We start from the raw sequence: 25,237 nt of genomic DNA, 5'->3' as shown, positions 1-25,237 counted from the left end.
GTGACGAAAACAAGCTTAATGTCCCCCGATTAACGTAGACGTTCAAACACCACACTCTGATCTAAATGTTCGTGATACTGAGTGTAATCTAAGCCCACATCAAAGATATATTGGGTCACCAGGTTTCTAACGCACTCTATTAATTGGCTTGCTTGCCATGGTTTTTCAAAGTAGCGGTCAATGCCTGCGGAGTTGATCGCATTAATCGTATCGGTGTGCGTCGCTTGCCCGGTAAGAAGCACTTTCCTCGTAAAGCCAAAACGACCGTCCTTTGATACATCGGTCAGCAGCTCTACTCCCGTTTTACCTGGCATCACATGATCGGAAATAATCAATGCGATCATCTCGCCTTCTGCATCAAATTCATCCATCAGTTCTAGAGCCTCACCTGCTGATTCGCAGTCTTCGACATTCAACCACTGATTTAACGGCTCTAAATCTTGTAGAACCGCGCTTAGTACCTCTCGTTGGTCATCAACGCAAATTACATTAAGCTTCTCCATGTTCACCCTCTACTGGTAACTTGATTCTAAAAATCGTTTTTTCACTGTCGCTCTTTACTACAATAGAACCGTTATATCCGGCGATAATGCGCTTCACAATCGACAGACCTAACCCTAAACCAAACGACAATCCCCCCTTTTTAGTGGTGAAGTTTGGCCGGAAAATTTTTCTACGTGTCGCTTCATCAATTTCTGGTCCGTTGTTAGCAATCGTGACCAAAATTTTACCCTTACTCTCCCGAGTATGTATTTCGATACCGGGTTTCTCCGTTTCACCAAGTGCATCGCACGCATTCTTTAATATATTTACCCAAACTTGGACGAGTTCGGTTTGAGAACCAATAAAAGCAGGTAAATCCGCAGGGCTAAAACGAACACTCACTCGTCTTAAGTCACTTTGCAATAGAGCCAAGGCGCGATTGATTGAATCATTGATGTTAATCGCTTCATCCAAGTCGATATCCGTGCGCCCCAATTGTTTTACGGATCGTACAATGCCAACGGTATGTTTAGAGGCAATGCGTAAGTCATGGAGATCTCGTCCCATTTGCCAGAAACGTATCGCTTCTTCTGGTCTTTTTAGCCAATGTTCCGAAAGGAAATTATTTGGAACGGCACGTGCAAGATCACGAGCAACCTCCTTGGTTAAACCGTAGTATTTTTCGAAGTGGCGCCCCCACTTTCTCGCTTCGCTAGAAGAGACTTTCTGCCCTTGCATTAAACCAAAATCAAAAAATTGACTCGCTTCCGGATGAACTTCTTCAAGCAGTTCCATGATAACTGTCTCTAGCCGTTCTGATTTACTGCTTACAACGCCTATCGCATTGTTCAACTCATGAGCAATACCCGCTGCAAGCTGCCCCAACGTTGTCATTTGCTCTGCGGTATGAAGCTTTTGTAGTGCTTTTTCTTTAGCCAATGCCTCTTGCATTGCGCGCCGTTGACGACGAGATAATTCGTTAACCATCACAGGCATAAATTGTGTCGTCAATGGTCCGTATGTCGCCTCTTCCACGGCAGGCGTATCACGCTGTATCCAAGCCAATTCAACATCTGTTTGAGCAATCACTGTCGAAGAGGCAGTCCACGTACCAGAAAAGAAACTATGTACGCCAATAAACGCACCTTGAGACGCAGAAAATACCTGAATCGGTTTCTTGTCATCTTCCGCGTAATAGCCCGCCAGTTCTCCCGACAGCACATAGTACAAGCGATCGTTGTAGCCAGCTTGCTCAATAAGCACCGACCCGGATAAAACCGTTAATCGGCGTTCAAGGTGATTAAAGTAGCGTTGTACTAACGCGTCTAACTTCGTTTCGTACATGGGTTATCCAATATGCCCAACAGTATGTAAAATCCACACCATCACAAAGCTGAGTAATACGCCAATCACGCCTAGCACGGCACCGATACGAGCCATTTGGCCGCTCTCGACATGCCCTGTTGCATGAGCTAACGCGTTTGGTGGCGTACTGATTGGTAACGACATACCGAGTGAAGCAGCAAATGTCACGACCAAGATCAGAGTAACTTCACCGCCGAGAGGCGTTAGCGAAGCCATAGAAGTACCCAGCGCAGCCATAATCGGCATCAGCAAGTTTGCGGTGGCTGTATGCGACATAAAGTTTGCCATTAACAAGCACAAGAAAGCCGCACCAAACAAGACAACATATGGCGAGAACTGATCAAACGGAATGCTGTGTACCACCAGCTTCGCAAGCCCGGTTTTATCTAGAGCAAGGCCCAGAGCAATACCGCCTGACACCAACCAAAGCACATCCCAAGAGATTTTCTTCAAGTCTTCTTTGTTGATGATGCCCGTCAATGAGAACACTGCCACCGGAATTAATGCTACTGTGTAAGAATTCATTCCATGTGCAGAACCCATCAACCAAAGAATAATCGTGCCGGCAAAGGTGACGTAAACCATTATTGCTTTGGGTGTTTTCAAAAACTTGCTTTTAATGTTCAGATCGATGGTGGTTTGTTCGGCTTTATACAAAAAGCCAATCAGAAACCAAGCTAACGCCATCATCACAATAACGAATGGCACACCAAATACCATCCATTCACCAAACGTAATTAAGTTGTCACCAACCAAATATTTTAGGGCGATGGCATTCGGTGGCGTGCCGATTGGAGTACCAATGCCACCAATGTTGGCTGCAACAGGAATACACAAGGCGAATGCAATTCGACCTGGGTCTTTAGGCCCGAAAACCGCTATCACAGGGGTTAAAATGGACAACATCATCGCTGTTGTTGCGGTGTTTGACATAAACATGGAAAAAACAGCGGTGATCAGCATCAACCCCAGCATAACGAACTTTGGTTTTTGTCCAAATGGTTTGAGTAACACTCGGGCTAAGTTGACATCTAACCTGTACTTTGTCGCCGCCATAGCCAAAAAGAAACCGCCGAGGAAGAGCATGATAATCGGACTAGCGAAGGTCGCCATTATCTCGTTGTATTGTAATGGCTCACCAAAATGTGGCTGCCCTTCTTGCAAACGAAAGAGCACAATACCTTTATTTGATACAAGCAATAGCTCTAGGACAATGATCACAACCGAAGTGGCGTAGATTGGAATTGGCTCGAATACCCAGCAAAGTGCGGCAAGCAAGAAGATTGCAATCACTCTTTGCTGGACGATAGTAATGCCATCAAATGGGAACGCAGAGAGAGGCATCAACCAAACAAGCAATGGTATCAATGTTGGAGCAACGTATTTGAGATAAGGGCGCATAGTACTACTTCTCTTCCTGAGATGGTTAGCCAGACACATTTGGCGTTTGGAACGCTATTACCCGCCGCAAAACCAAAACTTTCAGACTGTTTTTAAGCCTTCAGAGACGAAATGCGGTAATGGCGTTCCAGAGAAGATTATGTACACTGTTTTCAAACAAAACATTGGTGCGAGATCAATGAACTCGTTTTCACATTGGAAAACATTTTATATCTGTGTTCAAGCTCACTATTTAAGTTAAATATACTTTTCCATCATAAAGTTAGTTAAGGTTTCTCCCCTAACCTCAACATGTTGTCGAGACTTAACTGTGAAACCCATTTTCTCGTAAAAAGGTCGGGCGGTAATACTCACTTCAGAATACAGTCGTTTTATCCCCTGTACTTTCGCCTGTGAACAAAGAAAAGACATCAAATCACGACCTACACCTTGTCCTTGGTATTCATGATGGCAAAAGAAATGATCAATCAAGCCGTCACCTTGCAAATCACAATAGCCAACGACCTGCCCTTCTATCTCCGCGACGTAGGGTTGAATATCGTCCATTTTGCGTTGCCACACATCGAGGTCAAAATCTGATGGTGCCCAAGCGGAAACTTGTGATTCCGTATAATCACGACGATTAATGATTCGCACAGTATGGTAAAAGAGTGCCCACAGTGTTGGGGCATCCTCGGTGCGATAGCAGCGTATTGAGAGCATCAATTTCCTCATTCCTATTCAATAAATACTAAGCATTAACGCAAAGTGATACTAGTGAACTCATCATTTTCAATGCCAATCACTAAAGGCTTCCCAATCTGATCACTGTTCATCAATACGGTAGTATTCAGCTCACGGCTTGATCTGCGTATATTGCTTTTTCTTATGATATGAATATTCACAATATAATCGGAATACTCCTTTGTGATTCCGCCGGAAAATTCTACGTGCTCACTTTCATTGTCTCGGACAACATGAAATTTTCGATTGGCTTGAATATCAGTACTGATGGAGGAGTCGCCATAGCTCAGCACAACGGACGTTGGTTCGCTATCTTGATTGGCAAAACAGCCAAATGCGAACATGCTTAATGCGAGTATACTTTTTGATTTAAACATTAATTATTCTATTTCTAGTTATTTTTCTGCTATTTGCATGACCAAACAGCACTTGTTCTGTGAGCGCCTATTGTGCCATAGCTGAACGCTGACTCTAAACGCGCAAAAAGATGAGCGATGAAAATTCCGCCCAAAACAAGCAAATGTGAGACAATGTGAGGGTCCCAAACTCACTCAATCAGTGAAAACATACTGTAAACCTCTGTTTTTTAATGCTTTAAATTTATTTAGCCGTGTAAGGAATACATACAACCTCTTACTTTTTCATACGCAACTAGACGAATAGTTCGAGAAATACGGCATCGTCTATGCCACATGTTACAAATCGGCTTACCTTATTATTACGTATGAACTTGAATTATGGCACTAACTTCCCTCTCTCTTTTAATAAGGAGAGGATTTCAACAATCAGACTTGCCACGTTTTTATAGCTAAAATCAATAGAGCGTTACCAGCATCGGTTGGTCTAGGAGCAATAAATGAAAGACCCTCTCAACTTTACTCACCATGTAAAAATTTGGCTCATGTCAATCGCGGTTATGCTGGGTGGATGCACTCAAGGAGATTGGCGTACCGCTAGCAGAGAACCTGCGGGTATCGCACCCGATCCTTCCAATGTTAAGCATGCTGTGATTGAGTTTTACGCCGCAGACGCGTTTGGTTGGCGAGGCTGGTTTGCTGTTCATACATGGTTTGCAATAAAGCCTGAAAATGCGAACGAATATACAGTGTATGAAGTAGTCGGCTGGAGAGTGAATCGCGGACAACCCGCTCTATATCAGTACCAAACTGGGACGCCAGATCGATATTGGTATGGTGCAAAACCAGAAAAGATCCTCTCCATACAAGGTGAAAAGGCCCGCCAGCTTATCCCTAAAATACAAAGTGTTATTAACCAATACCCTTGGGCTGAAGAATATACGCTGTTTCCAGGGCCAAATAGCAATACATTTCCGGCTTGGGTGGGTAAACAAATTCCAGAATTAGAGCTGAGCTTGCCGTTTCGCGCAATTGGTAGTGGTTACGCCAGCGATTAACAGCAAAGGTTAGTCACTGGCTCGTTTTATGTTCAGCATAAAGCGCAATATCTATTGTGCGTCGTCACCCAACTCCGTTCTATTTCTTCCATTATGTTTCGCTTTATAAAGTGCATTATCGGCGTCTTTCATTACCGCTTCAATTGGTGTGTCATTGCCTTTCCAGTGAGAAACGCCCAACGAAACCGTGACTTTACCAACCACCTGGAAGTCATGTTGTTCCACGTTGTGTCTAATACGCTCTGCAACATCCATAGCGTGGTTTACGTCTGTTTTTTCCAAAAACATCATAAATTCTTCACCGCCAGAACGACACAGGTGATCATTAGAGCGAGCTTGGTCTTTCATTAACTGCGCAAACTCTCTAAGTAAATTGTCACCCACGTCATGGCCATAGTTATCGTTTACGCTCTTAAAGTGGTCAATATCTAGCGCCAAAACAGAGAACGCGGTATTTTCCTGCTTAAACAAACCAAGAACTTTATCTAATCCACGTCGATTCAATAATCCAGTCATCGAATCTGTTAATGTATCCAGTTGCAGCTTATCAATGGTTTTTGACACGATACCAAATGCTTTAAGAAAGCTAAGCTTCAAATGTGAGACCTCAAAATACCAAGACTTAACCAGTTTGAGATCATCGATAGATGATGAATGTTCTTCGACACCTCGCACAGCACCAGCTAACTGCCAAAGTGGTCTAGAAATAAGAAGGGACAAGAACCAAATTAGCAGCAAAGTTAATAAACCAATTGGAATCGACTTAAGGAAAACATTCCACATCTGTTCATCTAGCACAGATAACGTCATCGATTTCGGGCGCTGAGCAACAATTCCCCACCCTGATGACTTTACTGGTGCATAACCAGCAAGCATTTCGACGCCGCGAGAGTTAACAATTTCTTTGTTACCGCTCTGCCCCATCGTCACCGCTTTGATTGCCTCATTATCGTCGATTACTTCACCAACTCTCGATTGATCTGGGTGATAAATCAGAGTGTTACTCTCATCGACAACGTAAAGGAAAGAACCATCTTTGTATGCGTGCTGGCTGAGTAACTCTGCGAGAATATTTTCTTTTTCTAGATAAATAGTGCCGCCGATATAACCTAAATATTCATTAGATTGAGAAAATATAGGGTATGAGATGGTTAACAAGTAATTTCCAGCGGGCGATATAAATGGTTCAGTAACAACCGGTGCTTGAGCGTTTAAAGACTGGCGTTTTCTTTCACCCACTAACCTTACACCTTTCACCTGAAGTGTTTCAGGTGATACAGAAATAATAACCCCTTTTGCATTAACGACAACCACGGAGTTAAATGATTTGGTTTGCGTTCTTAATCTCTCAGCCTCTTTATCAAGAAGCTGAGCGTCATGCATCTTGTCTTTTAGCACGTTCGCACTGTATTTTAGCTGCGACATTGAGCTTTCTATGAAAGAGTCTGTCATTTCAGACATTTTTTGGGCGTAAACACGGTTTGATTCTAACGTGTTATTGATGATGAGATCCCTTTGAACACGATAAATCGAGTAGAATGCGTTGATCAAAGTGACAAGCACACTGAACACACATAGGGTGACAATAAGATTTCTAAGATTGAGTTTTTCTTTTCTTCTAAAAGACATTGCCAATGGCCAACTTTGAAGGCTTTCTATATGAATGAGCGTATAGGTTATATGAAATTGATTTGATTTTCAGGTAGTAAGTTGGGATCAATGTTAATATTTGCTCACATTAAAGAACACTTTATGAGCTAAAAAGAGAATTCAGTAGCACGATAAAGAAACCGTGCTACTTTCATATTTGGCGTTTAAGAGGGTTTTGTCTCTGTCATCGTTTTTAATATCTCCACAACTAGCTGATGATCATCTAACTGCGGTAAACCCGATACCGTCACAACCCCAACCAAACCAGACCCAGAAAGCCGAATTGGGAACGCGCCACCATGAGCACAGTACTCACGAGCATCGAGATGAGGCTGGTTTTCGAAATCACGTTGCTTTTGCTTGTTGTACAGAGAAAGATAGTAAGAGCTGTGGCCATACCTTAACACTGAGTTTCGCTTCCTACGGACCCAATCTACATGATCAGCGCAGGTTCCTGCCATCGCGTATTGAAATAGCGTTTGTCCAAAGCCGTAAACCTCAATAGCAACAGCCGCGCCGCGAGCTTCAGCCTCTTCTTTTAGAGCGAGGCCGATAGACCACGCAATATGGTGATTAAATTCGGCCAACTGAAGTTCATGCTCTTGCAGGGCCACGAGTTCAAGCGTCAAACTCATGGTTTCACCTGAATCGTTTTACCCGTTTTACTGCTTTCCAATGCCATCTCAATCAGAGCGATATTCTGTACTGCTTGAGCGGCAGGAACCGGGTTATCAGTGCCCAAACGAATGGCGTCTGCCACACCAACAAAGTAAGCTTGGTACGCGCCTCTCTCCGTTTTGATAGTTTGCGCACCGTCTTCGTCGTAACGGACGCCGTATAACGCCTCATCTTCTTCCGACCAAGCATCGTTTTCCGGCAAACGGCCTTCTTTTAAGTAGCCCTCTTGAGGATCTAATCCGAACTTTTCATATTTAGCTTCCGTACCCAATACTTTGTAGCGGAGATTCGGCTCTGGGCTATACAAGTTTGAATGCAAGTGCACAATATGCTCAGGGTAATGAAGTATCAAGTTGTAATAATCAATCGTTGTCGCACCCGGGCGCATCATTCGACATTGTGCGTCTATCGCATCTGGCAAGCCAAACAACACCAATGCTTGATCGAGAAGATGAGGAGCAAGGTCGAATAGAATACCACCACCATCTTGGGCTAGCTCTCGCCAGCGTTGACGAACTTCAGGGCGGTAACGGTCAAAGTGTGACTCGAATAGCTTTATATCACCTAACTTACCTTGTTCGATAAGAGATTTAACCGTGAGAAAATCTCCATCCCAACGTCTATTGTGAAAAACGCTCAGCACCAGACCTTTCTCTTCCGCCAAGGCGATAAGTTCATTACCGTCTTCTATACGAGTAACAAACGGTTTCTCGACGATGACGTGTTTCCCATTGTTCAACGCACGCTTTGCAAGTTCGTAATGTACGTCATTTGGCGCAGTAATGATTACGAGCTCTGCATCACTATCATCGAGTAAAGTATTCGCATCAGAAAACCACTTAGCATCTGGCCAATCATTTTGAACCGCCTCCTGTTGACGAGAGCTTATCGCGCTCAGCGTTAAATTTGGTAGCGCTTTAATGAAGGGTAAATGAAACGTTTTTGCTGAATATCCGTAACCAATCACAGCGGTTTTTACGGGATCGTAAGCCATTCTAAGATTCCTTATTTCGGTGACACAACAATACATTCAATATCATTGTGATCGAGGAGTTGTTGAAAATCTGATTGAGGGGGATGATCGGTAATAATGATGTCGATCTTTGACAAATCACATACGTGGTGGAAATTGTCGCTACCAATTTTTCGGGATTCACAAACGACGATGACCTGCTGAGCTTGAGCAATCATCGCTTGTTTCATTGTTGCTTCTAACAAACTATTTGTTGTCAGCCCTCGGGATGTCAATGCACACACGCCAATGAACGCTTTGTTCACGTGATACTGCTGCATTTGCTGCTCTGCTTGCGCCCCTAAAACTGCTCTGGCATAAGGGTCAAAGTGTCCGCCTAAGAAATAAACGTCCATTGTGTCGTTTGTCTCAGCAGCGGTCAGCACATCAATGCTGTTAGTAACGACGTTGAGCTTGTTTTCTCCACAACGCGCTTTTCCTGCATAGAGTGGGAGCAGAGATAAAATGGTGCTGGTATCAATAACAAGATGGTCGCGCTCATCCAACAACGCTGCGGCAGATTGAGCCAGTCGATGTTTAACGTCACTCACGGGTCGACTCGCGTATGCCTCGGTATGGGAAGAGATCGGCGCAAGCATGACACCACCTCGTATTCTTTGTAACCCAGGTTGCTGACTCAACTTAACTAAGTCTCGGCGAGCTGAATCTCGCGAGATACCAAAGTACTCACAAACTTCAGACAACGTTACTTTGTTTTGCTGCTCCAGCTTCGCTCTGAGCGCTACGAGTCTTTCTTCTTGTGTCATAACTTAAATTCACTTAAGTAGTTTTAAGTAAACTTGCCACAATGATAGAAAAATTACCAACAAAACCACTTACAACCAACTCAATTGACCAAAGGTTAACCAAAGATAAATGAGCAGCAAGGCAAACTTCCTAGAGCGGTACGTTCACTCAAGCCCACATAGTTAGGCGTATGAAGTTTATTTATACCCGTTTAAAACAACTGGCTCATCTAGCCCTAACTTCACCCTATTTATTTTAATAAGCGCTTTTGGTAGTGGAATAAACCCAGCATTTCGTACCTGTTGTGTATTGTTGTCGGTTGTAAGGAGTTCAAATAGCTTTGATTTTTTGATCTTCTGATTAGTGTCGAATTGTTTATTTATATAAACGTAATAGACCACGGAAAATGGATAGCGAAGAGAATAGATGCAATCTGTGCTCAAAGAGCATGAGTCATCGTTATGATGAACAGAGAGAGCCTTGTAGCTCGACCACTGTTCTGAGTATTTAAAATCGGAGTATCGCATATAAGCTTTGGCTGACAAGTCGTCGCTTAAAGCCCGTTTCAATCGGTCTTCATCAAGCATTTGAATCGATGATTGACAACCATTAGAGCTCACATCTGGGTTACTTAAACGCATCTCCCCGAAAGCATACGTATTTGCATCACAGCGTTTCAATTCACTAACGGAAACACTATCTACCGTACTCTTTTGACTATTGATTACGACAATAGCGTTTGCCATTAAAAACAAACGTGTAGGCCTGTGGCCTCTTTCTCGTTGAAATCGGGAGATGTTTTCATCTGACCATTTCTTAGATGTGATCGCAATAGAGGCTCCGTCATTTAGCATGTCGTTAAAACCACCAGACTGAGATGCAAGCGCTACATTTACACTTGGCTCATCTATCAATGTTTCTATCGTTTCTAGTATCTCTGGTTCGACAAAAATCGATGTTCGAGCCTCAGAGTCAGCAAATGCCAGCGGTGAAATCAAACATGAAGCTAGAGTAAAGAAAGGTAAGACTTTAATTTTCATAATTCAGCTCCAACTTCGAATTAGGTGTCAACTCGCTGTCCGAACTAAATATAGTCCACGCTTGTTCAGTACTTTCAGCTTTCGTGTTTACAACAGCAATTGTGCGCCTTTCCCGTTTTTTTAGTTGTACCGTCAATGCCGTATTCTGATAAAACTCTTGCTCTTCAATTCGATTGTCTTGAATGCCGTTTCTCACTAGCAATTCTCGTATAGCTGCCGTTCTTTTCTTTGCCAACGCTTTGTTGTATTCGAGTGACGCTTCAGGGCTTGTGTCTCCTATCAGTATGACTTGCGCATTTGGGTTACTCTGAAGCAATGCTTTCAACTCGCTTAGCGGCATATCATGAGATGACGTTACCTGATGCTCATCCATCGCAAAGAAAAAACTGATCAGGTGTGTCTGCGAGTCGTTGACCCAATTCGCACAGCCTTCACTGTCAACAACGACACCTTTTGGCGTATCTGCGCAGTTATCTCGTTGGTTTATCACGCCATCACTATCATTGTCTTTAAGGTCGTTGTACTGGTAAGTGGTCAACGTCGTATTCGGTGATTCAGCACAGCCTGCTAACATAAAAACTAGAAGACTCGTCACTGCGAATTTATCCATTATTGTTCTCCTTCCAGTTCTCTGGATACTCAACTCGCAACGCATAAGTCAGAATCCCCATCGAGTTGAATAAACGGTAAGTGGCAACCAAATGATCGTACTTTGTTCGGGTATAGTTCCGTCTCGCAACAAACGTTTCAACTTTGGCATCTAATACATCTAACAAACTGCGTCGCCCTACATTGAACTGCTGGATGTACCCTAATTCAGTTACTTTCGCCGCATCAACGTTGACTTTTAAAAACTCCATTTGCTGTTGAAGCAATGTATGTGCGTCCCATGCCAGCCTTACACCTTCATTCGCATCTAGTTCTGCATTTGCTCGAATAGCCCTCGCCTCCTCTACTCGCCAGGCAGATGACTCCACTCGGGAGTCTGTAGAAAAGCCGTTAAAAAGATCGTAGTTGACCGTCAGCATAACCTTTGCATCTTCGTTAATGCCTTCAATATTATCCACGTTGTCTGTTTTGTTGGCTGACAGCTCAAGCTTGAGCTCTGGGTAGTAATCCCCCTTTTCTCTTTTTACTTCATGTCGAGCCGCCTCTAAATCTTTCATCGCTGACTGTATGGATGGGTGCAACCTAACCGCTTGTTTGAGTGCTTCGTCAAGCTTATTCGGAAGCAACTCCTGCGGGTAAACAGGTTCAACTAAGTTTTGCGGCGCTCGACCAACCAAACGTACAAATCTTGTTCTAGCATCGGAAAGATTGTTTTGGGCGGCAATCAATGAGGACTGTGTTGTCGCGACACGCGAAGAAACCTGCGCTAAGTCGGAGTTGCTGGTTAAACCTTTTTCTTTTTTATCTAGAATGAAACGGTAGATCTCTTGGTGTTCACTTAGGTTTCTTTCTGTCAGTTTCATCAACTCTCGGGCATGTAAAACGTCCACATACGCTCTGACAGTATCTAATGCGACATTTTCCGCAGATGCCAATAAGCCCAAGCGTTCAGCTTCAGCCTCGTAAGATAAGCGATCAACGTCAGCACTTGTTTTAAATCCATCAAATAACAGTTGGGAGATTCTTACGCCCATCTCCGTTCTTTCTAATGTTCTATCTTCACTGTCGATGTAGTTTCCGTTGTTATATCGAGTACCTTCGTACCCTGCTGCTGCATACAAATTAACCTGAGGAAGAAATGAACCATTTATGGCATTTCGGTCTCGTACCATCGACTCATAGCGAGAATAGCGAGCAAGCAAACTTGGGGAGCTATCGAGAGATAACGTAACTGACTCTTCTAAAGTCAAAGCGTTTGGCGACGATGATACTGCAAACAAGACCAATAACGTTGATTTAAGCCGCATCTTATATCCTTATGTCTATCTTTCTCTGAGCGAATTCTCTTTCGCACGTAATATAGGTTTTAACCAATAATTCAGTACTGTTTTTTCTCCTGTAAGAATGTCTACCACAACCTGCATTCCCGGGATGATCGTAAACTTATCATCAACCTTGAAAGTAACGTTGGCACGGTAGTAGGCATTGCCCTCTTCATTTTGAAGTGCATCGGCGCTTACGTAGGTCACTTCTCCTTCTAGGCCTCCGTAAATGACAAAGTCATAGGCAGACAACTTTACCGTTGCCGGCAGGCCAGGCCTTATAAAGGCGATATTCTGAGGAGAAATTCTCGCTTCAACGATTAACGTGCTATTACGAGGGACTATTTCTAAAATAGGCTCACCCGGCTTAACCACACCTCCGATGGTTCTGACAAAAACATCTTTGATGGTTCCATCGACCGGAGAAAGTAACTGCGTTCGATTCAACTGATCCGCAATCGCCTGACGACTTTCATTGAGCTGCGCTAGTTGCGTCACAACTTCATTGAGCTGCCCTTGTGCCTCTGCCCTAAAAGCAAGCGCAGTACCACGATAATCCGCGATGGATTCAGAATACACAGCCCTTTGCTTTTGGGCAGCAGCTTGTGAACTCGCGATGTCTCCTTTGAGCTTTATAACGTCTCTATTCAGTTTTAATAATTCCACTTCAGCCACCGCGCCACTAGAAACCACCTCTCTCAGCATATCTCGCTCTTTCGAGACAATAACCAGACTGCTTTTTAGTGTTTGAATGGTATTCAAGGTATCTAGATAAGCTTGCGATTGTTGCTCAATTCGCAATTTAGCCTCCTCCAGCTCAGACTCCAGTTGGCTCAACCGCTCAAGATAGTTTGCTTTGGCATTCAGATAGGCAGAGTGGCCGGTCATCGAAATATCAAATGGCTGAGGCTCGATACTCACTTGTTGTTTCCAATCCAGTTGGAGGCTATTCACTTTTACCGTTTCTAATTCAATTTGAAGCCTCTGCTTTCTGGCGAGCAAAGATTCTACTTGTTCAGAGGTCTCCGAATAGGTCGACTTAAACCTTGTATCATCCAGAATGGCGATGGTTTGCCCCTTAGTGACGCTTTCACCAGGCATGACAAGTAACTCCTTTAGAATGCCTCCCTCTAAGCTCTGAATCGTCTGAACAGACAAAGTAGGAACAACTTTTCCTTCGCCGACAACCACTTCGTCTAACCTCGCCCACGAGGCCCAAATAATCACACTCAGCACTAACGCGGCAGACAACCAAATCAACGTTCTCGAACGGTTTGCTAAATGAGCATTACTCCAACGAACTGTGCTCATCATTGACCTCCTTCGCGTACAATTGATACTGCGCGTACTCTGTTCGTCTTCGCGTTAGACTGTTGTTTAGCAAAAATTTCTTGGGGCGATCCTTCCCTCAAAATTGCGCCTTTATCAAGCACAACAATTCGATCACAAAGCGATAATAAGGAATGTTTATGAGAGCTAATAATCATCGTCGTCGAGTGCGGCAACGATTTAAGAGCATTAAACAACGCATTCTCAGCAGGTTGGTCTAAGGAACTGGTTGGCTCGTCTAAAATTAATGCTGCTGGGTTTCGATAAAAAGCTCTTGAAATCGCTACAGCTTGCCTTTGCCCCCCCGACAAATAACGCCCTCCTTCTCCGACTTGCGTTTCTAGACCATGAGGAAGGCGACTCATGTACTGGTTCAAACCCGATAATTCTATCGCACGGCGTAAACGTTCTTGATCAATAACATGATGTCCTAATACTATGTTTTCCATAATGCTGCCGTATATAAGATGCGAATCTTGGCCAACCCAACCCGTTTTCTCTCTTATCAATTCGGCGGGCCAAAGCTGACTGTCAATGTCATCAAAATAAACGCTACCCTGTAAGGCACTGAGTTGATTGGTCATAATGGAAAGGAGTGTAGACTTTCCTGCTCCTGCACTACCAATAACGCCAACGCGTTCGCCTTGCTTGATAGTAAGATTAATATCTCTCAAACATGGCATATCAACATCTGGGTATTGGAAGCTCACGTTTTCTAAACGTATATTCCCTGTAAATTCGGCAGACGTGATGACCTGACTGCGTTGCGCCTCCTGAGGTAAAGACATGATAGAATTTAAGCCTTCAACCGCTGTTTTTGTCTGTTGATAGCGAAGTAACAGCATAGCTAACTGGTTAATCGCCCCTGCAGCACGACCGCTAAGCATGACAATAGCAATGAGCCCCCCCATGCTGAGCAATCCCTCAGAAATTCTGTACACGCCTGTTACAAGTAACATTACGGTAATTATCTGCTGGCTAGATTGAATGGAGTAAGCAACGATATTCGAATAGTTTCGCGATTGATTTTGCCAATCAGAAAGCATGGATACCGTTTGCTCCCAACGCTTTTGTGCTTCTCCCGTAGCGTTATTTTGCTTAATCTCTTTTAAAGAGGACAATGAATCAAACAAGTGAGCTTGTCGCTTCATGGATAGTGCAGCACTTTCCGTATGTGATTGTTCTATTTTTGCTTTTACCGCAAAGCCAAGGATCAGCAGGATAAACATGACGGCAATAGGTATGAACATCATTGCCCCACCTAGCCAACCTATTAAGACTAAAAATAATAACGTAAATGGGAGATCAACTAAGGTCACAAGAGATGCAGAAGTAAAAAAATCGCGAACACTATCAAAATCTTGTAGTTGTCGAGCGAATGCACCGACTGATGCAGGACGGTGTTCAAGTTTCATCCCCATAACTTTAGAAAAAAGTATCGAAGAAAGCTTGTTATCGATGTACTTACCCGCGGTATCAGTGACAACTCCCCTTGCTTTACGCAATAGCCAATCAAAAATAATGATGACGGAGACACCAGCGACCAAAACCCATAATGTACTGAAAGCTTGATTAGGCACTACACGATCGTAAACGTTCATAGTGAAAAGCGGAATAACTAGCGCTAGCGTATTGATAAGGAAAGAGGCAATCAAAAGATCTCGATACCACGGAGACATTTCTTTCACTACGGCGAAAAGCCAATGTTCATTATAATCCGCTTGAATAGAACTTATCCGTTTGTCCAGCTCTGGACGCATAGAAACTTGCCATGCTTGAGGCTGGAATTGATTATGCAGCTCCTCGCTCGTGACGTATTGCGTTTCACCTTGATCTTCATTAAATAACGTGACTTGATAATCGCTGTTATGTCGCTCAGATATAATAGCGGGTTGTAACGTCTTCCTATTGATTACCACCAATGGAAAGCTCAACATTGCGGTGGATTTTAAATCGATTAATGTGAGTTCAAGATCGGCTCGCTCAGCGGCTCTGATGAATAAGTCACTATCCAATCTACCCTCAACAAGAGGTAATCCAGAAAGCACCTTTTTTGTATGGTGTCTAACCTCAAAATAACGCATCAACCAAGTTAACGATTGCCCCCAAGGATCGTTAGTCAGCTCACTTGATGAGGATGAGTGATGCTTCATGACATACCACCTACTAGCAAGTTGTTGTCATCAATCATCTTCTGTAAGACATTTTCTTCGGCTACGCCAGTCGAGTCACCTTTGTAAAGCTGATCGAGAGTGACGCCCTGCATAAGAATCTGTTGTTTTGTCCCCGTCTCTTCTGGTTTTATGTGAAGCGTTACGCCATCATCATTCTCTGTTAAATCGAGCTTATTATCGACTTCTGTTATCGAGGTAGCGGTGATTATCGAGGCGATGTCAATTGTGTCATTATCATCACCAATAACGGATATTTGGAAATCGTTGATCACATCGTACGAGGGCTTTAACTCGTTACCGAGCCCTGAACTGTCAAACTGGAATACATCGCTGCCACTTCCTCCAATAAGCAAATCATTAGCATCTGTCGCATGTAATGTTTGGCCCCCTTCTTCCACTAAGGTAACATTGACTGTCTGAGCAGCACCTTCTGCGACTGTAGCACCCAGTGTTGCAATCGGTTTTATCGACAACGTAAAATCACTTGCACCGCTAAACCCGCCAACGATGGAAAGATCAGCGACATCCTCTTGATCAACAGTATAAATGCCGTTCAATCTTTCACCATGACTCAACTCTAGATCTGTTGGTAATCCGCGAATCTCCACACTTCCAAACTCTTCGGGTGCAGGATTGACTAAATTCATGCTCAACCCCAAAGGAATACTCCCAGACGCTTCAGACACAATAGACTGATAATCGGCCGTTAGTGTTGGCTCATCAGCTTCAGGGGTAACAACAATGGTTAGATCGGTAGTTTGCACATCTCCAAAATCGGTTTCGAGTGTCTCTGACACTATCGCTTGATCAAACGTTCTAACATTGAGAGCAACATCCATCGTTCCAAATGCATCCTTCGGAATGAACTCCAAACCTGACACTTCATTTGCTCGCACTAATACCGTCGCCACGGCATTGCCCGCGTCATCGAAGGTAAAGGATGAGAATTGAGTTCCAATACGAATCCTACCTAAGCCTTCCAATGCAGAGGGTTCAGAGCTTGCTTTGATCAACATCGACACTTCTATATATTCGTTGCTATTTGTTTCAAAACCGCTCGCTAAAAAGTCAATCGAAATGGAATCACCTTCATCTCCAGTGAACGTGTTAGAGGTTGTATTCAACGATACATCGTCGCCAATCGGTTTTACGCCGACGTTGAACTGAGAAGTGGTATAGTTATAGTCGTTTGATCCAGACTCTTGGGTAATAGCTTGCAGTGTTAGTGAAATATCCCCACTAAAATCTAGTGGCGGTAGAAAGTAAACCTTATCAAGTTGCGCTTGAGTTAGCTGCCACTCCTTGCTCTCACCATCCGTTGAACCGTTATCAGGGAGTAATTCGAACGTCCCATTATTGTCCCAAACCAACACGGCTCCGTCTGGCACTCCTGTCATGACCAAAGACATCGACTCAGAACCATCTTGATCGATTAATGATGCAGATAAGTTTCCTAAATAAATATAATTATCTTCATTACCAACTACGTCTTCTGTTTCCAGAACCGCTTTATCAACCACTGGGGCAATGGTAACGGTAACTTCTGTTGATTTAGTTTGAGTATCTTTCGCACTGTCAGTACTTAAACAACTTCCCGTGACTTCATCAGTAATGTTTGCGTCAACGGAAATAACAAGCTCTCCACTGTAGTTTTCAGGTGGGATTAACTGAATTTCGTTTAGACGCGTAACATCTGTCACTACCCATGTTCCATCACCGTTGTCAATGAGTAGGCTCGGGTCCACGGCAGTAAACCGCGCATTCTCGTCAGACACCGATAAAGAAACCCAATTGACACTTTCAAGGCCAGTCGCTGCGTCACCTTCTCCAGTAATGGACTGCATTGGTCCTTCACTATCGCCCAATACAAGAGCAAGATTCAGGTTGGTTATAGTATCTTCTTGAACCGTAACTTGGCTTGGTGCTATCGCAATATCATCGACAACAGGAGAGATTTGTACCGTAATGGTCTGAGCGGTTGTTTTCGAGTCACCATCGCATGGGGCCGTTTCTGTCACTTCTAAATTGAAAGTAATGCATCCAGCAAAGTCCTCATCCACGCCAGTAAGCGTCAAGGAAGACAATCCAGCGCTAGAAATTGAATAACCCAACAGATTGCCCGCATTATCATAAGCAGGTATCACACCTTCGCCAGTAAGCTCGACTCCTTCAGGTAAAGAATCTGCGGCGACAAAGAAGGAAACTAAGTTACCGTCACTACTCGCTACATCAGGGTTTAAAAACGCCCCAATTGAGACATCTTCACCTTCTTTACCTACAATATCCCCACTTTGAACGCTTCCTGGTTCACCAGGATCAGCACACTGGTCTCCATCTCCTTCATGGCCAGTAATTTGAATTTGGAACTGACCAGTGATGTATTGAGCATCCGTTCCATCTCGAACATACGCTAACACATTCACATCAAGTATCTCTGTGTTAGATGGGCTATAAATCGATGCGCTAGCAAGCAAATCTTGAGCGGTTTCCAACACGCTATCACTTGTGATTCCTTCCATTGGAATCAGCCAGTTCCCATCGGCATCTTGAGAAGCACCGTTCGGATGAGTAACAATGAGGTCTTGACCCTGCGGTATCTGTAAAACGATGTAATCGAGATACTCTGAACCATCAATATCCGCTTCTGTAAATGTAATGCCTCCACTCACGTCGACAGCAGACCCATCGGTACTTGTGAATACTTCAGTCGCACCTTCTAAACGTGTTTTGTCAATATCTTCATTACCAATATCCACTTTGCCAGAAACCACGACGCTCAAAGAGCCATTGATTGCCTTTACATCAGTCTCCATCGTCGGAGACGTGTCTGTCACTTCGTACTGAACTTCCAGGCTAAATGTCCCACTTAGGTCTTCATTAGCTTTTACAGTGATTCGTCCACTGTTTAACAACTCAGATAATGTTGCCGAGCTACCATCAAGTAGTTCATTGAGTTCTAACGGTAAGTTACTTTCCTCTACTGCATTACCATCAAAGTAAAGTGTTAAGCCATCTGGAATGGATACAATGGTGTATCCTGTCAAGGACTCACTAGAATCTATATCTTGATTAACGACAGGCTCAAGATTTAGTGTGATGAAATTGTCCTCAATACCATTGCTTTGTAATTCTTGGCCGTCAGTTTGATCAACAATAGGTGATATTTCCATTTCCACTTTAAGAGGGGTTTCAGCAGAATCACCATCCGGCTCTGTTGAAACGACGATAACATCCATGCTCAGTGTTCCACTAAAATCTTGCTCTGTTTTGAGGTAAGTGTTTTCAAGAACAGCGTTTGAGACCTGATAAACTGGCCCCGTTATCAGGTCCACGTAAGCAATTGGAAGAACAATAGGGTCACCATTTACATCTGTCAGTTGTGTTCCCAAAGGGATGTTCTGAAGCAAGATATTAATTTCTTCTGATAGATCGTCGTCTGATGTCTGGATGATAAAATCCAGTTGTATCAGGTTATCTTCGTCTAACGTAGAGAGATTACTAATTACTTTAGTCGCTTGATCATATTGCCAATTCCCCTGTCCACCATCTAGGACAATTGGTTCATCGACCACGCCTTTTAGCTTAATGTCAATGGTTGCAGATTGGCTCTCGGCGGTTTCATTAAGAGGTGCTAAGCCATCAATAGTCGACTCTGTTGAAATGGCGGTTACTTGAAGGGATAGAGATTCAGTAAATGAGCTGATATCCGATTTTGGTTGAAGTAACGCCTCCGAATTGGCTAGAGCATTGGAGGTCACTAGGTAGGTATTAATACCGATAAGCGTAATCCCAGCTCCGACAGGCAATGTCCAACCATCTTGAACTTCTATGCGATAAGACAGAGACTCCGAGCTATCTGTGTCAGTGAGCCGCCCTAAGATGTACTCTTTTAAGTCAATCGCTTGGTCTTCAAGCCCCTGAATGTTTTTAACGGTCAGCGTAGGCACATCGGCATCTGGAGATATATCGATAACAACTTGCTCAGTAATCTCCGCTGTTTTATCTTGCTCATCGGCAAACACACTACCCGACTCAGTCGTTACTGCCGTTACATCAAAAGTAAATCTTCCGGCTAAGTTTTCGTTAGATGTGATTTCAATTTGATCTAACTCGGATTGGCTATACGCTTTCCCTTCCTCAATAGCACTTCCGTTAAGTGTTAATATAAGTCCATCTGGAATATTCGAAATTTGGTAGTGGAGCGTTTCAGAACCGTCTTGGTCAAACTTTTCAGCGACAATATTGAGTGAAAGTGATTCAGCGGAATCTTCAACACTTTGATAAGAAAAGTCCGAATCATTAGACCACTCTGGCAAATCTGCAACCGGTAAAACGTTAACATTTAACGTATTATTGCCTTGTAATACAAAACCATCCGGTTCGACATCAGATACGATTAATGCAGACACTGCTAACGAAACTTTGATAGTGTTGCCCGACAGGTTTAGTGCTGGTTGATAAGTGAGATCACCATTTGGAACAGTGAATATACCCACCCCCATTAGCTCTGTACCAGAAAGACTAATAAATCCGTCATTATCATCATCTTCAAGGCGCGCTCCGTCTAAAAACAGAGCCCCTCCTTGTAGAGATTCAACAGAGATCCTTATCGCTTCAACACGCTCATTATTCTCCGTATCCCCAGGAGAAACTCTAATCGGTAACGCGACTGGCGTAGGGTCTCCACTGTTATTCGCGCCATTATCTTCTAACGTATCTACATTAACGGTTCGAATAAAGCCCCTGGCATCATCAAGAATTAATTGAGCTTCACTGCTTGCTTGGTCACCGTCTGCATCCGTCACAGTTATCGTTAGATCATCAAGCAAACCACCTACAGGCGTATTAACAATAAGCTCGGTAGTTAGCGTAAATGTCCCATCTTGAGCAATAGTCAGCGTTCCATATTTTAAGTTACCATCACTACTATTGATTAAATCGATGGTCCAAGCATCATTGCTAAATACCGAACTCGCCGTATCGTATGTTTCACCTGCATAGGTCAAACTTGAAATCAACGTGCCATCTGAACTGATTAAGTCGGCATTATTGCTAAACCAGTTTCCCGAAAACTCATCCCCCTCGGTAAGTTCAATTTCTATTGGTGAGCTTGTGTCTTCAGGGATATCATCCACTACACTAACGGTATATGTCTCAGCTTCAGACTGGTCGCCATCCTTATCAACGGCATAAATTGAAAAACTGAGTTCTAATGTGTTCTCGTCCGCTGGAACACCGTCAGGTTCATCGTGTTCAAGTGCACGGTATAGATCAAACTCGACAGTCCCATCGGTATTAAATCTAATTCTAAAGACGTCTTGCTCGCTTTCATCTCTTGCATATAACCAACCATTCGAGTCCGGTGAATCAAGCGAAACCAAGCTACCACTACTTGTTTTATAGCCGAGCGCATTGAACATATCGATATTCACGCTCACACTGGCGATAGAGTCTGAACCTTGTAATAGCGTAATGGATGGTGACGAGCCCTCGATGCCAGAATCAAGCGAATCATCATTCAACCCGCTTTCATTGACTGTGATTCCCTCTGTAATTACTAGTTCCGGAAACAAGCCATCATAGACCAGTATGTTGGACTCCGTAGAGATCTCGCTTCCATCAGAATCTCTCGCCACGATGGGCATAGAGATCGACAATTGCGTCCCATCACCTAAAACATGGTCAAGCGAGTGATAAAGCTCTACAGTTATATTAACGGTAGACGTATCATTTGATGGCAAAGAGAAGTCACTAGGTAACGTGACCCTAAATACAACGTCTCCAGTGTCTGAAATTGCGTCAAAGCTTCCATCATTGTTATCGTACCAAGTGACAGCCTCTCCGTTATAAGTAACAGCATCACCAAGTGTAGTTTTGACAGTATCTCCATCATTTATGTCAACACCCAGATACACAATCGGATCGAATGATGACGTAACTATCACATCCGTATTCGCTATGGCTGAAACCCCATCAGGAGCAATGTTTGTATCGACAGGTGTTTCGGTTAACTCGACATTGCCACTATTGATTAGCGCTTGTCCATTGTCGTTATCTATAACATTAATGTCTAAAACGACCGACGTGTTATCTTGGTCTGAGTCGATTGCAGTAACAACGAGAGGTACGTTTGGATCAGTATTTTCTTGTTGGTCGAGAGCCTGAAAAAGCTCAAAGGAGTAGGTAATGTCGCTATTTGCATCAATAGGTAATGAAGCATTAAGGGTAGCTTGAAAGATGGGAATCTGAGTTTGCCCATCTTCGTCAAGAATATAACCATCAAGTGTTTTGCCATCCGCAGAGACTTGATAAAGCACAACTTGTTCACCACTCGTCAACAAGGGTTGTTCAGAGACGATGAACGACAAAGATTCGAGGTAATCACTGCCAACCTCAACTTGAAAATTCCCTGAGCTCAACACACTTCCATTTGCGAGATCAGATTCTTTTACTTCTACCCCATTCAAATTATTTAAAGTTGGGTCTGCGCCATCCTTTAGAACATAGTCAATTTCATTCTCTACAAGCGGTGTGGCATCTAAATCTACGCCACCAATGGTCAACGGGAAAGTGACCGTATCACTGCTATTGAATTGATCGATAGGGTGCTCAAGAGTAAGTGAAATTGAAGCTAATACATCGTTACCCGACTCAACGCCACTCAATGTTAACGTAAATACAGTGACACCATTCGCAAATGCTGTAATTTGCTTTCCACTGGAACTTAACGTGTAGCTAAGCTCATTATCAGAGACTGAGCTTGTAAGCCCTAATGCTTCTAACTTAGTAATAGATGACCCACCGAAATACAAACTACTCGGATCCGGATTGTCAGATCCCGCGACAATATTGACAGTTCCTTCAAAGTTCAATATCGGGCCATCCAAAGGGACTTCTGTTACGTCTATAGTCGCATTGCCTACGTAACCTGCTTGTCCATCAGTAATGTCAATGGTCGCGTTAGCCAAGCCATAGTCTTGGGAGTCATCTGCAGCTAAATAGCTGAAAGAAACACTTTGCTCGACCGAATGATCTAGGTTTCGACCTGCATCAAACTGCCAAGAGCCATCAGAAAATACGGTTAATTCGCCTTTTTCTAAACTAAAACTTACGGATCCCCCCTCTAGAATTGACTTCTGCTCCCCGCCAGCCTCTACAAATTTCACATAAAGTGTTCCATCAAGATCAATATCATTTTCAAGTAGATTGCCCGTAATTGTTTGATCTTCTAAGACTGAGTATGTGTCATCTCTAATCACCGGATCAGAGTCATAAATAGTAATCGTTAACGGTGCCACAACCGTCTCTTGTGTACCATCAGCATCACTTTGAGTGCTTTCAACCAATACGTTAGTCACCAGCTCATCTTGACCTACACCATGATCAATCGCTTCATAAAAAGTAATTTGAACCGTACCATCATCATTGACTTCTGCTGAGAAAACTAATCGGTCGTCAGTCGATGTTCCTTGTAAGCTCAACCCATCTTCTGCAACAACAACGTTAATAGATTGACCGACCGATGTAAGCGCGCTCAAACTTGGCTGCTCTGCATGCAGTGCTGGCACACCATTTTCTATGTTGATGGCTGCCGAGCTGCTTTGCTCACCAAAAAATCCAACGATGTTTTCAGAAAATACCGTTGAACCGGGTAGCACTATTGTCGGCATGGTATCTACCGCGTGGTTGCCGGCGGTATCCAACACTTCTGCTTCAATGGTCCACGTGTTGTTTAGATTGAGAGTGTTTACGTCAATTCCGGTTACTGTCCACGAACCTGATGCATCAACAAGGCCAGTAAAATTCAGCGTGCTGTCTCCGTCACTTACCCGAATCGTCACTGCCAGACCTTGCTCTACACCACTGGTTGTCCCTCTCATTTCCGTGACTATACCCTCACGGAAATCATCAATGGCAAGACCACCGCTAATATAAAAATCCGTATCGATATCAATGGTGGGAGCAGTGGCATCTATGGTCGTAGCCTCATCCATCGCTTTCGCTTGGTTGCCCGCCACATCATTCACGGAGGCAGATACGGTTAACGCCCCATCGGCTAACGTGGATAAGTTCGCCCCTTCGACTTGCCACATACCATCAACGACAACGGCATTGAACGAGAGCATCACCCCCAAGCTGTCTTGAACCGTGACAGAAACCGTCTGACCATTTTCAACATCACTGACTTGCCCTGACAAAGTGACAGATTGGCGCTCTTCAATGTTTAAATAGCCGTCTCCGCCATCGTCAACGTCCACCGTCACACTTGCGAGCGTATCTTTGATGATGGTGTTTTCACTGGTTGCAGGGTTGCCCGCTATATCTATACTCTCAGCAACAACGGTCAGCGTACCTTCAGACAATCCAGAAAGGTCAACGTCGTCCAGAGACCAACTTCCACCAGTCACCACCGTTTCTAAGTTTATGACCGCTCCTAACGAGTCGGTTACCGTAACTTGGATACGCTGGCCATCTTCAATGTTTTCAATCGTCCCTTCGAGGCGAGTAGTCGCGATTTCGTACTGATTTAAATACTCATCCCCTCCACCATCAAAATTGACGTTCACCGTTGCAAGCGTATCTTTAATGGTCGTATCGACGGCGTTCAGGTTATTGCCATAAATGTCAGAAACCACAGAAGTCACCGTAAGCGGCCCTTCAGCAAGAGAAGACAGATCAACGCCTGATAGGGTATACGCCTCATTCTCTACGGTCGTTGTAACAGTAATGGAATTATTGAGGCTGTCGGTAATGGTGATAGTAACAAGCCACTCATCGCTTATCTTGAGTGCGTCACCTTGAATCGTGACACTAGGAACTTCAAACTGGTTTTCGTATCCATCGCCGCCATCAAGAATATCCACCGTTAATATAGCATCGGGATTCAACCGCTCAGGAGCCTGAGTCTCAGAAGTTGGGTTCTCTCTTTCTTGCACTGCTGGCCTAGTAACATAGCCATTAGAAACGAGTTGTTCAGGTAAAACAGCGCGAATATAGGCAACAAAACTTAACCCACCAGAAGACTCACTAAAATCTCGAACGCTCTGATTAAAAGTGGATTCAATACCGTTTTGAGATGCAATTAAAAGATCATTCGAACTCGATTCATCCTCACTTGTTGTATCTTCATTAAATGCAATATCGAGAATGTCAGTATTAAGAACAACCACCTCTACTTCTGGAACTAATTGTTCGTTGGGCAACATTTGGATCCAAGAACCGTCACTTAAAACCGCCCAAAGAACATTACCGATTTGAATGTAGAGTATTGGCTGCATAATTCGCCCCAT

16 protein-coding genes are annotated in these 25,237 nt (G+C 43.7%); 1 reads left to right on the top strand and 15 read right to left on the bottom strand.

What is annotated here, in order from left to right; translation table 11 throughout:
- Positions 1-29: 29 nt before the first annotated feature.
- The 5 genes from R7190_RS06355 to R7190_RS06335 form a co-directional block, all read right to left on the bottom strand.
- The gene (locus R7190_RS06355) at positions 30-503 is read right to left on the bottom strand and encodes a response regulator (RefSeq protein ID WP_005377744.1); all 474 of its coding nucleotides are present in this window, start codon (positions 501-503) and stop codon (positions 30-32) included.
- Positions 490-1,827 carry a sensor histidine kinase gene (locus tag R7190_RS06350; protein ID WP_005377745.1) on the bottom strand — a complete coding sequence of 446 codons (1,338 nt, stop codon included), beginning with the start codon at positions 1,825-1,827 and terminating at the stop codon, positions 490-492. The genes R7190_RS06355 and R7190_RS06350 overlap by 14 nt, the downstream gene beginning before the upstream one ends.
- Positions 1,828-1,830: 3 nt before the next feature.
- A complete protein-coding gene (locus tag R7190_RS06345) occupies positions 1,831-3,249 on the bottom strand; it encodes an SLC13 family permease (protein WP_005377746.1) in 1,419 nt (472 codons plus the stop codon).
- Positions 3,250-3,486: 237 nt separating this feature from the next.
- Entirely contained in the window at positions 3,487-3,951 is a 465-nt protein-coding gene (locus R7190_RS06340; RefSeq protein ID WP_005377747.1) for a GNAT family N-acetyltransferase, read from the bottom strand.
- Positions 3,952-3,986: 35 nt separating this feature from the next.
- The gene (locus R7190_RS06335) at positions 3,987-4,349 is read right to left on the bottom strand and encodes a hypothetical protein (RefSeq protein ID WP_005377748.1); all 363 of its coding nucleotides are present in this window, start codon (positions 4,347-4,349) and stop codon (positions 3,987-3,989) included.
- A gap of 479 nt (positions 4,350-4,828) precedes the next feature.
- Between R7190_RS06335 and R7190_RS06330 the strand changes: the two genes are divergently transcribed.
- Positions 4,829-5,386 (top strand): DUF3750 domain-containing protein, encoded by a 558-nt coding sequence (locus tag R7190_RS06330; RefSeq protein WP_005377749.1) that lies wholly within the window; start codon positions 4,829-4,831, stop codon positions 5,384-5,386.
- Between the two features lie 51 nt (positions 5,387-5,437).
- Here the strand turns inward: R7190_RS06330 and R7190_RS06325 are convergent, their stop codons facing one another.
- From R7190_RS06325 to R7190_RS06280, 10 genes are all read right to left on the bottom strand, one after another.
- Positions 5,438-7,015: a sensor domain-containing diguanylate cyclase gene (locus R7190_RS06325; protein ID WP_005389121.1), complete on the bottom strand. Its 1,578-nt coding sequence runs from the start codon at positions 7,013-7,015 to the stop codon at positions 5,438-5,440.
- 185 nt (positions 7,016-7,200) lie between these two features.
- Positions 7,201-7,671, bottom strand: a complete 471-nt coding sequence (locus R7190_RS06320) for a heme-degrading domain-containing protein (protein ID WP_005377751.1) — start codon at positions 7,669-7,671, stop codon at positions 7,201-7,203.
- Positions 7,668-8,708, bottom strand: a complete 1,041-nt coding sequence (locus R7190_RS06315) for an oxidoreductase (protein ID WP_005377752.1) — start codon at positions 8,706-8,708, stop codon at positions 7,668-7,670. Before R7190_RS06315 ends, R7190_RS06320 begins: the two co-directional genes overlap by 4 nt.
- An 11-nt stretch (positions 8,709-8,719) precedes the next feature.
- Entirely contained in the window at positions 8,720-9,493 is a 774-nt protein-coding gene (locus R7190_RS06310; RefSeq protein ID WP_005377753.1) for a DeoR/GlpR family DNA-binding transcription regulator, read from the bottom strand.
- Between the two features lie 177 nt (positions 9,494-9,670).
- Complete coding sequence (locus R7190_RS06305) at positions 9,671-10,513, bottom strand: phosphate ABC transporter substrate-binding protein (RefSeq protein ID WP_186584294.1); 843 nt, start codon at positions 10,511-10,513, stop codon at positions 9,671-9,673.
- Positions 10,503-11,123 (bottom strand): OmpA family protein, encoded by a 621-nt coding sequence (locus tag R7190_RS06300; protein WP_054574113.1) that lies wholly within the window; start codon positions 11,121-11,123, stop codon positions 10,503-10,505. The genes R7190_RS06305 and R7190_RS06300 overlap by 11 nt, the downstream gene beginning before the upstream one ends.
- Positions 11,116-12,429 carry a TolC family outer membrane protein gene (locus R7190_RS06295; RefSeq protein WP_064368370.1) on the bottom strand — a complete coding sequence of 438 codons (1,314 nt, stop codon included), beginning with the start codon at positions 12,427-12,429 and terminating at the stop codon, positions 11,116-11,118. The genes R7190_RS06300 and R7190_RS06295 overlap by 8 nt, the downstream gene beginning before the upstream one ends.
- A 15-nt stretch (positions 12,430-12,444) precedes the next feature.
- Positions 12,445-13,758, bottom strand: coding sequence for an HlyD family type I secretion periplasmic adaptor subunit (locus R7190_RS06290; RefSeq protein WP_021033865.1), 1,314 nt, complete (start codon positions 13,756-13,758; stop codon positions 12,445-12,447).
- On the bottom strand, positions 13,755-15,926 hold the full coding sequence (locus tag R7190_RS06285; protein WP_186584295.1) for a type I secretion system permease/ATPase: 2,172 nt from the start codon (positions 15,924-15,926) through the stop codon (positions 13,755-13,757). The genes R7190_RS06290 and R7190_RS06285 overlap by 4 nt, the downstream gene beginning before the upstream one ends.
- Positions 15,923-25,225 (bottom strand): Ig-like domain-containing protein, encoded by a 9,303-nt coding sequence (locus R7190_RS06280; protein ID WP_318137528.1) that lies wholly within the window; start codon positions 25,223-25,225, stop codon positions 15,923-15,925. Before R7190_RS06280 ends, R7190_RS06285 begins: the two co-directional genes overlap by 4 nt.
- Positions 25,226-25,237 lie beyond the last annotated feature (12 nt).

Source organism: Vibrio sp. 1078-1 (assembly GCF_033340475.1).
This window is presented reverse-complemented; position numbering and strand designations above follow the sequence as displayed.